Origin of the sequence: Desulfomicrobium norvegicum (genome assembly GCF_900114595.1) — a bacterium.
Classification (GTDB): domain Bacteria; phylum Desulfobacterota; class Desulfovibrionia; order Desulfovibrionales; family Desulfomicrobiaceae; genus Desulfomicrobium; species Desulfomicrobium macestii.
Window position 1 is genome coordinate 23763 of the sequence record NZ_FOTO01000001.1, and the last position, 12880, is coordinate 36642.

A 12880-nucleotide genomic window follows, 5' to 3' on the forward strand; every position below is an offset into this window, starting at 1 on the left:
CGAAAAATGAGCCATACGTTACTGTGAACGCACCATCAAGTGAAACAGGGCCTGCACATACTTGCCCGAAACAACATCGGCCAGGGCAAAAAGCGGCAGGGAGCCGCGAGCGATGCCCCCCGCGAAGGCAAGCCACAATTCAAGAGACAGATTGCCCAGCGCCGGATCGAGGGCTGTTTCCCACAAAACACCTGCCCTTTCTTCATTCAACCCGAAAAAACGGCACCTGAGCGGACGCCCGGCAAAAAGAATGCATTTCCCATCCTCCAGCAGAGGGCAGCGCGCGCTGGCGTCGGACAAGCAATAGTCGTCTGCCGAAACCTGGCTGTCAGCAAGACGCTCCCGGCGAGCCGTCTCCACCGCCCTGGCGATGACCTCCAGGCGTTTCTCGCTGGTCAGCCCGACATTCATCTTCTGGGTGAGATACACGGCCTCGATCATCGACAATTTGATCGGAGTGCTGCAACATTTGTCGTGATCGCGCCCGCATTTGGAGGTGATATCGCGCGTCTCATCGTCGACCCGGGCCTGAAGGGCTTCGTAATCGCGAAAAAACGGGCTCAAATCAACGGCCTTGTGCATTTCCAGGGACGGTTCGCGCACGGTGAGCTTCGGGCTTTGCTTTCCGTATTTCCTGATTGTCCACCACTGCGAAAAATTGGCGGGTTTGGATCTGAGCGTTCGCAGCCTGACCCAGGCAAGGCGGTGCCCCAGGCCTCGGCGCAGCAGATATGCGTTGAGCACCGTTCCGGTCCGCCCGATTCCGTGACGGCAATGTATGAGCACCTTCTTGCCCAGGTAGATGGCTTCATCAAGCCAGGCCAGCGCCTTTTCAAGCTCGGCCAGCTCCGGGGCCTCCTCGTCGGCAAGAGGCATGTGATACACCTCGAATCCGGCGGCGCACTCAATGTCGTGCAGATCGCAAAATTCGCCGCACAGGTTCAGGATCGCCCCGATGCCTTCGGCGCGCAGGCAATCGAGCTGCTCATAGCTCATGGGAGCCGCCCCCACGGCCAACTGATCCGTGACCCAGGTCGCGGAATAGGCGCCGCGGCTCATGCGTTCTCCTCCGGGAAAAAGCGTTGGAGAAAAAGGGACGCCTCGCTGCGCGCCTCGGCCGAATCCGCGAGCTTCACATCCATCAGACGCGTCACGGCCAGGACCAGTCCGAGGACGTTCAGTGCATGAGCGGTCTCGGCGGCGGGCATGCGCATGTACGACGCATCGAGCATGTCGCCTTTGATGACCGTTTCGTAACCGAAATGTTCCAGGACCTGACGCACAAAGACCAGCCTGTTCATGCGCTGCGACAGCGCCGCGCCGCCGCCCTTGAAGCGGAACTTGACATAATTGGCGCCCGGCAAATCACCGCAAAGGGAGTCCACGATGGAAAAATGATACCCGAAGCGGATGTTCAGGTGCATGTATTCCGACGCAATGATCGAGTAACTGGCGAGAATTCTCGAATCCTTGCTGAAAATGCCGGCGCTGACCCGGTCAAAGGCCTCCCAGTCGACATGCAGCTGACTCTCGTCCCAGGCCACGCGTTCATCGGCCAACCCGGCCCAGAGCGAGCGCAAGGGAATGCAGGCCAGGGCGGACACGCCCACAGGACCTTTTTCTCCGGCCTCGGGCGCCAGCCCGCCTCCCAGATCGAGCACATACATGACCAGCGGCAGGGTCGTCTCCAGGAGCCTTGACCTGCCAAGCCCCCTGCCCCCCCTGTCGACCAGGGAAAACATCTCCGCCACGCTCTTTTCGTGGCAAAAACGCACCAGATCATGCAACGAGCGGCACCCCTGCGGAGTGAAATTCTCGCCCTCCGGGTCCAGGAGGCTGAGGCGCACGGAACACGCGGCCAGTGCCTGGTTTTCGGCCCGAACCTGAGCATGGGTTTTCTCGGCCGCAAGATTGCGCGCCATGATGGTCGGCAAACAGTGGTCAAAGATTTTCCCCGCCGCCGCATCCACCGTCACGACCGCGCCATCCTTCAGAACGCCGGATTCGCACCCAACGACCACGGGCACGCCTCGCTCACGGGCCACCGAAGCCAGATGGCTGGCCCTGCTGCCGCTGCCGGCCACTATGGCGGCGATGCGATCCAGGAACTGTGAAAGCGCGGGACGCAGAGTGCTCGTGACCACGACCGAGCCCTTGGGGATGCCCCGAAAATCCGCTCCGGACGAAACATGATGAACGGGCCCGCAAGCCGCCCCCGGAGACGCGCAGTCCAGTTCCGAGACAAGCTCGACCGCGACGCTGATTTCCTCGGGAGAAAAAACCTCCCTGTCCTGCTCCTGCTGCAAAGGCCGTGATTGCAGAATCGTGAGCCCGTCCGGTCCGTAGGCCCACTCCACATCCTGAGGCTGGCCGAAAACATTTTCAAGATGCATGGCCCGTTTGCCGAGTTCGCACAGGACTTCATCGGAGACTGCCGCCGAGCTTTCGCAGACGCAGCCCATCAAAATGGACGGCTCGGGCTCGCGGGTCAGGTAATGCTTGCCCGGGGTCGCCGATCCGTCCACCAGCTCCGCCGCCAGCCCTCGGACCACATAGACGCCCACCGCCTTGCCTCCCACCGCAGAACACGCGGGATCGAAGGTGTAGACGACCCCCGCGGCCGAGGCCTCCACCATGGGCAGGACAAGGGCGGCCATGGCGGTGTCGTTGTCGGTGAGGCCGTGCCGAACCCTGTAGGCCAGAGCCCGGGGACAGTATTTTCCGGCCAGGACGCGCTTGTAGGCCGTCAGCACTTCCGACGGCGGAACATCGAGCTCGCTGGCGTATTGACCGGCAAAGGTGATGTCTCCGTCCTCGGCCAGGGCGCTCGATCGCACCGCCAAATGCCTGTCCCCAAGATTCAGGTCCTCCACGGCGCGCAGAATTTCGTCCGCGATGTCGGCGGGAACCTTGGCCGCAAGGATCAGTTCCTGCAATTCTCCGGTCACGCGGACAATGGCGTCATTGTTGGACAGGGAAACGTCCTCGAAACGCTTCTCGATTTCCTTTTCAAGATCGTTGTCCCGCAGATAGCGGGCAAAAGCCGAGGCCGTGATGACAAATCCCGGCGGTGTCGCAACGCCATTGCGGCGCACTATGGACAGATTGGCCGCTTTTCCTCCGACCTGGCCGGGATGGTCCGCGGCTTCGTCCAGGGAAAGCACGTAGGGAGGCCCGAAATCGAGCGGCGGCTGCGTGACCAGAACCGAAATTTCCGTGGCGATGCGCTCCAGCGCCCCCGGAAGATCGGCGTATGCATGGGGGTTCATGTCGTAGAGACTGGTCGTCATGGCGCGGACAGCCTCCACAAGCTGCCCGGTCAGAACCCTGACCCGGGCCACGTCCGCCGGATCGTAGCCGTATATGGGAGCTTCGAGATCCGCGATCAGATCCAGGGCCCTGGCGTCGCTGTCCAGCAACTCCTTGAAGTGCTCATATTTTTCACGGATGAGCCTGTTTGGAGCCACCAGCCGGGTGAACCAGTGTCGCAGCAGGCGGGAAGCGGTCATGGAACCTCATCCTGCAGATCGGCGACATCCTGTCTCAATACATCCGCGACCTTGGATTCGAGTTCTTCCTTGTCGATGGGCTTGACGCAGTACTCGCTGGCTCCCAGCTTGAGCGATTCCCGTGCCGTTTCCAGAGTGGGATATCCCGTCAGCATGATGACCTTGATCCGGGGGGCGAACTTCTTCATCTCCGCCAGCACCTCGACTCCGGTCATCCTCTTCAGCTTGATGTCCAGAATCGCAAGATCCGTGGCGCCCTTGGCCGCGTGGCGGATGGCCTCCTCCTCTTCGGTGAATGCCGTGACCTGATGGCCCTGACGCTCCAGGATCCTTTTCACCAGGACTCCCGCATCTGAAACATCATCCAGAACAATAATCGATGCCATGCACCTCTCCTTAAGATAGATTCTTGACCTGCGGGGCATGAACGCCCCGGACCGTGCACCTGCACCCAAAGCCGGTGCGCACGGGGTGTGTCCGAAATGTGCCCGCCTGATTCCCGGCCTGCCGGAGACTTGCCCGGCACGCGACACAGGCCGTCAATATTGGTCCTAATACTCGGATCCGTGATCCAGGGGAATATCAACAGTAAATATCGTCCCCGGACCCTTCACGGCCCCCTCAGGCAGGGGCGGAAGGTCGAAATCCGATGGCAACGGGCTGTCCACGCGAATCTCACCCATGTGATCCTTGACGATGCCAAAGGACACGGACAGCCCGAGTCCCGTCCCCTTGCCCACCGACTTGGTGGTGTAGAACGGATCGAAAATCTTTTTCAGGGACACTTCGTCAATCCCGGTGCCGCTGTCGGCGACATCGAGCGTGACGATCCCGAGCGGGGTTTTGAGCTTGGTGACCACCACGATGACGCCTCCGCTCTCGGGCATGGCATCCTTGGCGTTGTTGAGCAGGTTTATCCAGACCTGCTTGAGCTTCTCCGGGTCGCCGTAAATGATGGGAAAGCTGTCATCAAGCCTGGTCACGATCTGTACCCGGTCCAGTTCGAATGAATGCCGGACCAGACTCACGGACTCCATGACCGAGTTGTTGAAGCACATCTCCCGCTTGTCGGTCTGCCCCTGCCGGGAGAAACCCAGCAGGTCGGCCACAATCTTGCGGCAGACCTTGGTCTGCTTCTCGATAACGGCCAGATCCTGGCTCAACTGGCTGTCTGGCGGCGCATCCTCCTTCAAAAGCTGGGAATACCCGAGGATGATCCCGAGCGGGGTGTTGATCTCATGCGCCACCCCTCCGGCCAGCTTGCCGATGGATTCCATCTTCTGCGCCTGGATGAGTTGCTGCTCGTATTCCTTGATGTCCGTGACATCCCTGTCCATGCGCAGCAGGCTCACGATGCGGCCCGATTCATCATGCACCGGGATCTGGACCACATGGAACCACTTGCGGCCGTCAGGACCGTCGACGCGTTCCTGCCTGTCCACGCGCTCACCGGTGATGAGCACCTCCCGGCCTTCGAGATTTCTGCGCTCCGCCTCTTCTTCCGAGAACAGGTGAAAATCGTTGAGCCCCCTGATCTCAGCCACGGTCTTGCCCACGCTCTGCGCAAAAGCCCGGTTGGATGTCTGGTAGATCATGCGAGTGTCCACCAGGGAGATGAGATCGGGATTCATGTCCAGCACCGTGGACAGAAGGCGCTGCTGGTTGGTCAGGGTCTGCTCGGCATCACGCAGGCCTCGAATGTGGTCGCGCAGGGTAAAGGCCATGAAATCAAGGGATTCGGCCAGATCCTGAATTTCATCACCCACATTCTGCAGAAAAACCGGACAATCCCTGCAACTTGAGGGCTTGGGCCCGATTATGCATGCATGACAGGCGCACTTCGTGTCCGGCACCAGCCAGCAACGGCGCACGCGATCATGGTGGGCAGGACAGCTTGTCTCCTTGCAGTTCATGATCTCCCAGCAGAAATGCTCACCCGGCAACACGGCCAGGTTGTCGAGGCTCCCCGTCACCAGATCCTCGGCATGAGCGCGAAGCTTGGCCAGACGGCGGGTCACCGTCCGGGCAAAAATGCTGCCCAGGGCCATGGCCGCGAGCAGCACCCCGCCGAACATGGTCGCCAGGGCCGAGACGAACTGCTTGGTGGTTGCGTTCAGGCGGGACTTGGACAACCCGATGCGCACCGTCCCGATGCGCTCTCCCGCGACCATTATGGGCGCCGCAAAATCGTAGACGAAGATCTGGCCCGTATCGATGAGCTGGACATTGACCCGCTCATTGCTGCCGACCCGGTTGGCGTCCACCAGCTCGACGGGATAGCCCTTGGCGAAGGAATGGGTGACGACCCGGTTGTCCGCGTTCTGGACAAAGGCGTAAACCACGTCGCCGATTTCACCGACCAGGTTTCTCAGCACGAGATAATCCTGCGCCAAAAGCGGATTCACGGCGCGAGCTGCCAGGCTCTCGACCAAGGCGGCCCCGCGCAGCTTGTTCTCCGTCACCAGGGCCGAAGACGTCATCTTGGCCACGACGGGCAACAGGACCGACGCCATGCCGAGCACGATGGCGATGATGCCCAGATTGAGCTTGGTCTCGAATTTGAGTCTGGAAAAAAGGGACTTCATTGAAAATCCCCATTCAGGCCAAGGCGTCGTATCAAGGTTCTGATTGGCTCATAGTCCTCGTCGTGGGCGGAAATGATGTCGATCATTCCGGCGGCGGCAAGAACCGGAGCATCATCGTGCCGGCTTGCGCTCAGGTCCAGCAGGGCCCGGGCGATCTTGTCCTTGATGGCCGGATCAAAACCCTTGCGCACGGAGTACACCCAGCCCGGGTACGGACGGCTTTCCGCGAGCACGCGGATCTGGTCCAGGTCGATCTTATCGCGCACGATATCAAGCGTGCCCTTGCGGATGGTGCCGACATCATAGGCGCCCGTGTACACGGCCAGGACCACCGCTTCCTGCCTTCCCCCCGCGCCGGTGGCAAAGGCGACCTCCTGAAAATCCTTTTGCGTGATGCCGTGATCGAAAAACAGTCCGAAAGGATACAGAAAACCCCCAGCGGAATTGGGGTCAACGGCAATGATTCTTTTTCCCCGGCAGTCCGCAAGGCTGTTTATGGCGGGGTTGTCGGCGCGCACGATGATCTGGCCCTGAAAATTGGCCCCCCCGTCAGGTTCCACGACGCGCGCGAAGGCTTCGGAGCCCAGTCTGGCCAAGGATATGTAAACGAAAGGATTGGTAAAGGAGATGTCTATCTCGCCGCGTTCCACCATCTTGACATGCTCGGCGAATGTATTGGGAAAGACCTGTCGCAGGGACAGCCCGGTCTTGTGCCGCAGGTATTCGAGCAGGCGGCGATGACGTTCAAAGGAGACGGAGTGGGAATACTGGGGCAGATAGGCATAGGTGATGGCCGAGGTCGAACCGAGCGGAGCCACGCTTTCGACCTTTGACATGTCCACCTTCACGACCGGCTCGTTTTCCGTACAGGCGGCCATGAAGAAGAGCAGTATGAAAATCGGAAGTCGCGCTAGCGTCATGGTCCCTCTTCGGCAATGGAATTGATACCAATACACGTACTCCAAAAGGACAAAACCAACAACCAGAAGGTTTCTTCATCCTTGGGCCTGCGCACTTCCGCCCCCCCGTGCCGCGTGAAAGCGGCATGAAAACGGAACGCAGTGGACCCGCACGGCGCAATGAACGGTCAGCCTTGAGGCTGATTCGGGGCTCTTTTCAGGGGATCAAACCCCTTCGACTTTATCAAGGCTTGATGCGCGGCCCCCGACATTGTATTGGAACGCCAGTCAACAACCTTCAACACCGGATACAACCATGCACTCGGTCAAACGACTTGCCCATATCGACTTCAACATTCCGGGCGTGAAAGCCGTCGGAATGGAACTCATGAAACTGATCAACGCTCCGAGCCCCGATATGGAAGCCTTCGCCCGGACCGTCGAGCTGGATCCGGCCATCTTCGGCTCCATCCTGGCCTGCGCCAACTCCCCGTTGTTCGCCGGCATTACGGAAATCTCGGATTTGAGAGTCGCGCTCAACCGGCTTGGCATGAAGGAAATCCGTCGGATCATCTTCCATGTGGTCCTCGAATCGGCTTTCAGATCCGACAACGCCGAAATCAACAAGCTCCTGCGCGCCATCTGGAAACAGAATCTGGCCGTCTCGCTGACCATGCAGCGCCTCATTCAGGATTGTCCGCAGGTAAAGGCCCTGCCCATGGATATGGTCGGCATGATCTATCCCCTGGGCCTCATGCACGTCATCGGCATTCCGGTGCTCGCCATCAACTACTATGATGCGTTCGCAAAATTCATCGCCGAAGACCTCTCGCAGCCGCTGCCGGACATTTTCGCGCGTGAAAAAGAACTCTTCGACGGCTTCGACCACTTTGAACTGGGCGCGGAAATGGTCAAACGCTGGGGCTTTCCGGATTTCGTGCCCGACATCATCTCATCCTACCATGTGCCCGAACCGAGCCTGGATACAGACAGCCGCACCCTGCATTCCCTGCTGCGTCTTGCCCGCCACCTGGCCCAGGAATACGGATACGCCGCGCTGCCCGATTCCCCTCCCGGATATTGGCTGCAAGGCAATGTCCTGGACCAGTCCGGAGTCAACGAAGAGGATATCAAGGCGGACGTCATGGACCAGTTGGACAAGATCCTGAAGATGTTTCACTGATTCACCAAGGCGCCAGAAAAGACAGGGCCGCCGCGCCATTTTCGGACGCGGCGGCCTTTTTTGTCACCAGGAAACAAGGCTAACGGACTTTAAAACCTGTAGGTCACGCTCAGGCCCGCCATGTGAGCATGAGCGTCTTCACGGGTCAGCTCAATGATGTTCGCCTCTTTTCTTGCCTCGTATTTGCGGTCTTTCATCCACAGATAACCGTAGGACGCGTCCACGACCCAAGTGTCGTTTATTTTCCAGCCGGCGCCCAAGGTCACGATCTGCCGATCGGTGCAGGGCACGGCATAATCCTCGTAATCGTCATTGACCGGAGACTGGTCGTAGACATAGCCGGCACGCAGATCGACGCTGTCGGTCAGGGCGTATTCGGCTCCAAATTGAAATCTCCACGCGTTGTTCCAGTTCTTGTCGCTTTTCAGTTTGTCGCCGAAACGGTATTGCTCATCATCATAGTTCACGATCAGGGACTTGTAGGAACTCCACCTTGTCCAGACCGCATCGAACTCCAGACTCAAACGCTCCACGGGCTTTACCATGACGCCCATGGTCACGGATTCGGGGACAGGCTCGGTGCCGGTCACATCCGTGCTCTTGAAGGGAAGCGCCGTCGAACCTTTCTGCGTGAAATCTCCGTCACCGTGAACCGTCATTTGGATTTCGCTGCGCCAGGCAAGACCGAACGCAAGCCAGTCGAAAGGCCGGTAACGCGCACCGAGATTCATGCCGTAGCCCCACCCATCGGCGGCGATTTCATGCAGATACTCGGCACCCGGCGCGAAGCTTATGTCGTACTCGAAATTCAGATACGTGGCCTCAACGCCCACAGCCAGCGAAAAGGCGTCGGAAAACCTCAAGGCCAGATTGGGATTGATGGACACGGACTGGATGGCGGCGCGGGAGCAGTTGTAGCGGCCGGCCCAAGTATCGGCGTCCTCGTATTCGGTGCCCAGGCCCACCCGGGAAAAAATGCCCAGTCCGAACCAATAATTGTCCGAGAGCTGCTGCGTGTAATACATCGTGGGCAGTCCCCAGACCGAATCCGCAAAATCCATGTCGTCCGCCGTGCCGGACTTGACGTCCATGGTCGCCGAAGGGGCGATGGCCGTGGCTCCGATCTGAATCTGGCCGCCCGGCACGTCGGTGATGCAGGCCGGGTTGTAGGCCACGGATGAAGGATCCCCATCCCGGGCCACCATGGCCCCGCCCAAGGCGTTGCCCCTGGCGCTCCATTCATAGACGCCATAGCCTGCGGCCCAACCCTGCAATGGCCAAAGAACAACGCACAGCACAAAAATCCATCTTCGCATTTCTCTTCTCCCGCTTGTGATTTGCCCCGCCAACGTTGACAGAGCCCGGAGACTGTAGCAGGCAGAAATAAAACGTCAATGAACTATTATATCTTTTATATTCATTTTTTATGAATAATCCCTTTTGCCATACAGCGTCGGTGAATCCATGACCGTAAGCGACCTTCTGAACTTCTACTCCCCGCGACTCGCGAGCACGAACGATCTGGCCCTGATCCTCGATCAGACGGGCGAGGTGCTTTTTGCCAACGAGGCGGTGCGCAATATCCAAAGCGCTCCGTTCAGAAGCTATGCGCCCCAGGACATCATCGAACAATTGCAGGCAGAAGTCCGGAGCAAGGAATTCTCAAGCCTGCCCAAGGACACTCCGCCCGTACGCGAGGCCAGGTTGCGGGTCATCCTCCCCGACGGCGCGGGCACTCGCCATGTAAGCTGGAAATTCATCGGCATCCCGGCCACGGACGGCGCGATCACGCTGGCCTGGGGCACCTTCAGGGCCACCGGCCCCGGCCAGGAAATGGGATTCACGGTTCTGCCGAGCGGCATCATCCAGGCCGCCAGTCCGGCTCTGTGCACCATCTGCGGCTATACCCTGAACGAACTTGTCGGCAGGCCCGCAAGACAGTTCTATTACACCGCCGCCTCGCGCAAGCGCATCGTCAACCAGCTCAACGAACGCAACGAAGTCGAAAACGGAGCCGTCACCCTGCGCCGCAAGGACGGCTCTCCGCTGACACTGTGGTACAGCGCCGAATCCATCCGGGGAACGGACGGACGGATTCTTGCCTACAGCGGATTCTTTCAGCAGCGGCCCTTCACCTTTTCCTCCAAGCTGGCAGGTGAATTCACGCGCATCGTCGACGCCCTGCCCGACCTGGCCTGGGTCAGCGGACGGGACCTGCGCATCGTCGCCGCCAATCAGGCCTATCTGAGGGCCTACAAGCGCGATCGTACCGAAGTCATCGGGCAAAGCGAATACGATTTTCTGGAACCCGAGCAGGCCCGCTTTCCCATCGAGGCGGCGCTCAAGGTCTTCGAGGAAAAGCAGGAACTCCTCCATCCAGCCGTGCCCCATCTGACCGACCCGCAGGTCTGGTACAGGGTCATCCGCCGTCCCATCTTCGACGACGACCGCCAGGAGGTCATCGGTCTTTTGGGAATTGCCCAGGATATCTCAGCCAAGGTCCTGCAGGAAAACGCCTTCATGGAGCAGCTGCGCGTCCGGGAGGAGGACGTGGTTGTGGTCAGCGACGACCAGGGCCGCATCCTGCGCCGCTCCGCCCAAACCCTGAACCCTTCCATATATGGACGACCACAAACCTTTGACGCCTACACCCTCGACATGCGGCCGGTGCTCGATCTCCTGCACGCGGACGACCTGCCCGCCGTGCGCCAGGCCATGCACCTCGTCCTGCGCGAACGGCGCGAACAGCACCTGGAGTGCCGCATCCGCAATCAGGCCGGAAACTATTCCACCATCCTGGCCCGCCTGCTCTTTCACGACGCCATCTACGGCGAACCGCGCATGTATGTGGTGGTGCGCGACATCACCGAACAGGTGGGCCTGCGCAAGGCGACCATGGTCATCGAACGGCTCAAGCTGGCCTCGGGCACACGCACCGACCGCGAGCTGGCCTCTTTCCTCAATGTCTCCGCCGCAGCCATCTCCAACGCCCGCAAAAACGAGCGCGTCCCGCCGGACTGGATCATCGACACCGGGCTGCGCACCGGCCGCTCCATCGACTGGATCGTCAGCGCCGTGATGCCGGGCCAGGCCTGAATCCGGCTCCCCCGCACCGGTTTATGGGGACAAGGGATTATTGTGCTTGCGGCGCGACTTGGGTAGAAATCGGACTTTAAACACCATCTGGAGATTTTCCATGAAACCGTTGCTTCTGCTGCTGTTTTTTTTGATCCCGGCCTGCGCCGGGCACCAGGCTACCTCCTCGGCGGGGCAGGAGAAATGGCTGATCCTGAACAGGGAATTCATCGCGCTGCACACCAAGGGTTCCCATGACCAGGCCTTGACCACGGCATTGCAAGGGGTCGCACTGGCACAGGGGTTCATGCCCAGGGAAAACGCCGACCTGGCGACTTCGCTGAACAATCTGGGCGTGACCTACGCGGCTTTGGGCAGATTCGAGGAAGCCAGGACTGCGCTTGAAAGAGCCCTGGCCATGCGCGAAAAAGTCCTGGGACCCAATCACGCCGAAGTGGCCACGACCTTAAGCAATCTCGGAGAGCTTTACGCGGACATGAACCGGCCCTCGGAAGCGGAAGACACGTTCATCAGGGCGCTTGAAATCCGGGAGGCCGGGTTTGGAACCGATAACGCCGACCTTGCCGAGACCCTGAACAACCTCGGCGAACTCTACCTGCGCAGAGGCCTCCTGGATCAGGCCGACAAACTGCTGCGGAGGGCGCTGGCCATACGGGAAGAAAAACTGGGTGCAAACCACCCGCAGGTCGCCCGCACCCTCGACAATCTGGCCGGGATAGAACAGGCCCGCAACAACTTTCCCCAGGCGCGGGAACTGCTTGAACGTTCGCTGATCATCAAGGAAGCGGCTCTGGGGCCTCTGCACCCATGGCTGATCAGCACTCTGACCAGCCTGGCGGAAGTCCTCATGGCCCAGGACATGATCGCCGACGCCGAGCCTTTGGCGCGCAGGGCCGTGAACATCGGGGAGACCGCATACGGCCGGGACAGCGTGCGCTTGGCCCTCCCGCTCACGACCCTTGGCAACCTGATGCGAAGGCAGGGGCGGCTCGACGAAGCCGAAGAACTGCTCACCCGGGCGCTGCGGCTGCAGGAGCAGACATTGCCGACAGACCATCTCGACATTGCAATTTCCCTTGGCAATCTGGCCTCTGTTCACTATGCCCAAGGTCGATTTGCCGAAGCCAGAGCGCTTTACGAACGGGCGCTGGCCATCAACGAAGCAGGTCTCGGACAAGAGCATGGCGATGTGGCCCAGCTTCTGCACAATCTGGGCGTGGTCAACCGCAAGCTCGGGGATCCTCAGCAGGCCAGGACCTTGCTCATGCGGGCCCTGTCCATCCGCGAGACACTGCTTGGCACATCGGCGCTCCCGGTGGCCGACACTCTGGAGGCGCTGGCCTTCACCCTGAAGGACGCAGGCGACGACGCTTCAGCCGCCGCCTACCTGGAACGGGTCAAGGCCATTCGCGGACAGACGCGTTGAGCATGAATACAGAAAAAACGCTCACCCCGAAGGCTTTTTTCGGATGCGTTCGGACAAAAGGCTGAAATTCGGGGTTAGACGTTTCATCTGTTTTTCGGTAAATGAATACGCTTGTTGCCACGGCGATAGTCCGCCAACACGATTCAAGACGAATTTCAATTAAAAGAGAGAGGCGGGTTACT

9 protein-coding genes are annotated in these 12880 nt (G+C 59.9%); 3 read left to right on the forward strand and 6 right to left on the reverse strand.

What is annotated here, in order from left to right:
- Nucleotides 1-18: 18 nt before the first annotated feature.
- The 5 genes from BMZ24_RS00110 to BMZ24_RS00130 form a co-directional block, all read right to left on the reverse strand.
- Nucleotides 19-1059, reverse strand: coding sequence for a protein-tyrosine phosphatase family protein (locus tag BMZ24_RS00110; RefSeq protein WP_092188049.1), 1041 nt, complete (start codon nucleotides 1057-1059; stop codon nucleotides 19-21).
- A complete protein-coding gene (locus BMZ24_RS00115) occupies nucleotides 1056-3509 on the reverse strand; it encodes a PEP/pyruvate-binding domain-containing protein (RefSeq protein WP_092188051.1) in 2454 nt (817 codons plus the stop codon). Before BMZ24_RS00115 ends, BMZ24_RS00110 begins: the two co-directional genes overlap by 4 nt.
- Nucleotides 3506-3895 carry a response regulator gene (locus BMZ24_RS00120; RefSeq protein WP_092188053.1) on the reverse strand — a complete coding sequence of 130 codons (390 nt, stop codon included), beginning with the start codon at nucleotides 3893-3895 and terminating at the stop codon, nucleotides 3506-3508. Before BMZ24_RS00120 ends, BMZ24_RS00115 begins: the two co-directional genes overlap by 4 nt.
- A gap of 165 nt (nucleotides 3896-4060) precedes the next feature.
- Nucleotides 4061-6094 (reverse strand): ATP-binding protein, encoded by a 2034-nt coding sequence (locus BMZ24_RS00125; RefSeq protein WP_092188055.1) that lies wholly within the window; start codon nucleotides 6092-6094, stop codon nucleotides 4061-4063.
- Nucleotides 6091-7014 carry a phosphate/phosphite/phosphonate ABC transporter substrate-binding protein gene (locus BMZ24_RS00130; RefSeq protein WP_092188057.1) on the reverse strand — a complete coding sequence of 308 codons (924 nt, stop codon included), beginning with the start codon at nucleotides 7012-7014 and terminating at the stop codon, nucleotides 6091-6093. The genes BMZ24_RS00125 and BMZ24_RS00130 overlap by 4 nt, the downstream gene beginning before the upstream one ends.
- A gap of 295 nt (nucleotides 7015-7309) precedes the next feature.
- Here BMZ24_RS00130 and BMZ24_RS00135 point away from each other — a divergent pair, with 295 nt between their 5' ends.
- Complete coding sequence (locus BMZ24_RS00135; protein WP_092188059.1) at nucleotides 7310-8176, forward strand: HDOD domain-containing protein; 867 nt, start codon at nucleotides 7310-7312, stop codon at nucleotides 8174-8176.
- 89 nt (nucleotides 8177-8265) lie between these two features.
- Here the strand turns inward: BMZ24_RS00135 and BMZ24_RS00140 are convergent, their stop codons facing one another.
- Nucleotides 8266-9492, reverse strand: coding sequence for an OmpP1/FadL family transporter (locus tag BMZ24_RS00140; RefSeq protein WP_092188061.1), 1227 nt, complete (start codon nucleotides 9490-9492; stop codon nucleotides 8266-8268).
- 148 nt (nucleotides 9493-9640) lie between these two features.
- On the opposite strand from BMZ24_RS00140, the gene BMZ24_RS00145 reads away from it, so the two are divergent.
- Both BMZ24_RS00145 and BMZ24_RS00150 read left to right on the forward strand, forming a co-directional pair.
- Nucleotides 9641-11272 (forward strand): PAS domain-containing protein, encoded by a 1632-nt coding sequence (locus BMZ24_RS00145; protein WP_092188063.1) that lies wholly within the window; start codon nucleotides 9641-9643, stop codon nucleotides 11270-11272.
- A gap of 100 nt (nucleotides 11273-11372) precedes the next feature.
- Nucleotides 11373-12698 carry a tetratricopeptide repeat protein gene (locus BMZ24_RS00150; RefSeq protein WP_092188065.1) on the forward strand — a complete coding sequence of 442 codons (1326 nt, stop codon included), beginning with the start codon at nucleotides 11373-11375 and terminating at the stop codon, nucleotides 12696-12698.
- Nucleotides 12699-12880 lie beyond the last annotated feature (182 nt).